The organism is Dietzia sp. DQ12-76 (genome assembly GCF_014145045.1).
Classification (GTDB): domain Bacteria; phylum Actinomycetota; class Actinomycetes; order Mycobacteriales; family Mycobacteriaceae; genus Dietzia.
Genome location: NZ_JAALDV010000496.1, coordinates 1 through 2,797 on the forward strand (window position 1 = coordinate 1; position 2,797 = coordinate 2,797).

Here is a 2,797-nt window from a genome sequence, read left to right on the forward strand (position 1 = left end):
GCCGTGCGGCTCCCCCGACAACGGGCGGGTCCTGCCCGGGCCGCCGCTCGACCCCCGGTTCCCCGGCCCCGAGTGCCCGCGCTCGATAGTGCGACTCGACACCGGCCCGGACGCCGGCCGGGAGGTGCTGTTGGAGATCCCGCCCGGGCCCGGATCGCCGGATCTCGGCGCCGGTGACCAGATCCAGCTCGGCCGCTCCCCCCAGGGAGCCACCGACATCTACGCGTTCGAGGACTTCACGCGGACCGTGCCCATGGCCCTGTGGCTCCTCGTGGGCGCCGCGGTGATGGTCGCCGTCGGGCGATGGAAGGGACTGCGGGCCCTCATCGGGATCGTGGTGGCCCTCATCGTCGTCGTGGGGTTCGTCCTCCCCTCGATCCTGGACGGCAATCCGGCCATCCTGGTGGCCGTCATCGGCGGCTCCGCGGTCCTCTACCTGGTGATCTACGTGGTGCACGGCATCAACCTCAAGACCCACGCCGCCCTGCTCGGGACACTGTCCGCGATGCTGGCGGCGGCGTTACTGAGCTGGGTGGTCATCGAGACGACCAGGATCACCGGGCTCAGTGGCGACTCCACGACCCAGGTTCAGGTGTTCGTGCAACACGTCTCGCTCACCGGGCTCCTGCTCGCCGGCTTCATCATCGGCGCGCTCGGCGTGCTCAACGACGTCACCGTGAGCCAGTCCGCGACCGTGTTCGAGATGCGCCACCTCGACCCCCACGCCGGCCCCGTCGAGGTGTTCCGGTCCGCGATGGGCGTAGGACGCGACCACGTGGCCTCGATGGTCTACACCCTGGTGCTCGCGTACACCGGGTCGGCGCTCCCCCTGCTGCTGCTGTTCTCGCTGGGAACCCGCTCGCCGCTGTCGATCCTCACGTCCGACGTCGTGGCGGTGGAGCTGATGCGGTCGCTCGTCGGCGCGATCGCGCTCGCGCTGTGCGTCCCGCTCACCACAGCGGCCGCGGTGTGGCTCTCCCGGGACGTGACCTCGGAGGAACTGGACCGGGCGACCGTCGGCACGCGTGCGTGAGAGTCCCGGGTCTACTGACGGTATGAGGCCAGGAAGTTGCCGATCCGCTCGATCGCCACGGCGAGGTCCCGGCCGGCCGGCAACGTGACCACCCGGAAGTGGTCCGGATTCGGCCAGTTGAACCCCGTGCCCTGGGTGACGAGGATGCGCTCGCGCTCGAGAAGGTCCAGGGCGAACAGGCGGTCGTCGTAGATCTCGTGGACCTCCGGGTCGAGCCTGGGGAACACGTAGAGGGCTCCCATCGGCTTGACGCAGCTCACCCCCGGGATCGAGTTGAGCTTTTCCCACGCGATGCCGCGCTGCTCGTGGAGCCGTCCCCCGGGCTCGATCAGTTCGTCGATCGACTGGTACCCGCCGAGAGCCACCTGGATCGCGTGCTGCGCCGGCACGTTGGGGCACAGTCTCGTCGAGGCCAGCAATTCCAGTCCCTCGAGGAACCCGGCCGCGTGCGCCTTCGGTCCGGTGATCGCCATCCAGCCCGCCCGGTAACCCGCCACGCGGTAGGTCTTGGACAGTCCGTTGAAGGTCAGGACCAGCAGATCGTGCGCGAGCGAGGCGATCGAGGTGTGCTGGGCCTCGTCGTAGATGATCCGGTCGTAGATCTCGTCGGCCAGGATGAGCAGACTGTGCTCGCGCGCCAGGTCCACGATCCCCTGCAGGACCTCGCGGGAGTAGACCGCCCCGGTGGGGTTGTTGGGGTTGATCACCACGATGGCCTTGGTCCTGGGCGTGATCTTCGAGGCGATGTCCTCGAGTGACGGATTCCAGTCGTCGTCCTCGTCCGTGAGGTAGTGGACGGGCCTGCCGCCCGCGAGCGAGGTCATGGCGGTCCAGAGCGGATAGTCCGGCGCCGGGATGAGGACCTCGTCGCCGTCGTCGAGCAGGGCCTGCATCGTCATCGTGATGAGCTCGGAGACTCCGTTGCCCAGGTAGATGTCCTCCACATCCAGGTGGGGGAAATCGGGCACCAACTCGTAGCGCGTGAAGATCGCCCGGCGGGCCGACAGGATGCCCTTGGACTCCGAGTAGCCCTGCGCATGGGGGAGAGCCGCGATCATGTCGCGCATGATCACGTCCGGTGCCTCGAACCCGAAGGGCGCGGGGTTGCCGATGTTCAGCTTGAGGATCCGGTGGCCCTCCGCCTCGAGCTGGTTCGCCCGCGCGAGGACGGGGCCACGGATCTCGTAGAGGACGTCCTTGAGTTTGGACGACTGGTCGAGCGTGCGCGGCTGGCGGAGCGTGCGTCCCGTGGTCTCAGGCGTCATGTCTGCAGATTGTGCCACCCCGGACCGGCGGTGCTCCGGTCGCGCCGACCCCGTGGGCGTCAGACCGGTGGCATCGGACCCGTGGCGTCAGATCCCGTACCGCAGATCGATGATGGCCGGGATGTCCGAATGGGGCAGGAGATCGTCGGGATGCTGCACCGAGAGGTAGTCCACGCATCGCCTCTCGTGCGGGGCCAGGGCGTACGGCTGGGAGTCGATCGACAGGCCGGTGAGCTGACGGAGCCTGCGCACCTCCCCCCGGACCGTGGCCGTGGCGTCGCCGTCACCGTAGAGCGCCTCGGACAGGGACCGCGCCGACCAGGCCTCCCGGGACGCCAACAACGCGAGCAACTCCGCCCGTCGCGGGGTGAGGTCGATACTCGACCCGTCGGCACGGATCACCGACGGCCGCCACCCGAGCAGACGGATCTCGGTCACCGGGGCCCCGTCTCGACCGGCCCGCCCGTCGGGGCCGGGCTGCGGCACCGGATCCGCCGGG

3 protein-coding genes are annotated in these 2,797 nt (G+C 69.3%); 1 reads left to right on the plus strand and 2 read right to left on the minus strand.

All coding sequences use genetic code 11. From position 1 onward, the window contains the following. The coding region (locus G6019_RS15440; protein WP_182627974.1) for a YibE/F family protein at positions 1 to 1,033 on the plus strand (1,033 nt) is incomplete at its 5' end. An 11-nt stretch (positions 1,034 to 1,044) separates the two neighbouring features. Here the strand turns inward: G6019_RS15440 and G6019_RS15445 are convergent. Both G6019_RS15445 and G6019_RS15450 read right to left on the minus strand, forming a co-directional pair. Further along, positions 1,045 to 2,298 (minus strand): pyridoxal phosphate-dependent aminotransferase, encoded by a 1,254-nt coding sequence (locus G6019_RS15445; protein WP_107757478.1) that lies wholly within the window; start codon positions 2,296 to 2,298, stop codon positions 1,045 to 1,047. Between the two features lie 87 nt (positions 2,299 to 2,385). Beyond that, the coding region (locus G6019_RS15450) for a helix-turn-helix domain-containing protein (RefSeq protein ID WP_206681837.1) at positions 2,386 to 2,797 on the minus strand (412 nt) is incomplete at its 5' end.

Bases quoted from the DNA above. Each gene is read 5' to 3' on its own strand.
- G6019_RS15445 (WP_107757478.1), bottom strand. From the start codon at position 2,298: ATGACGCCTGAGACCACGGGACGCACGCTCCGCCAGCCGCGCACGCTC.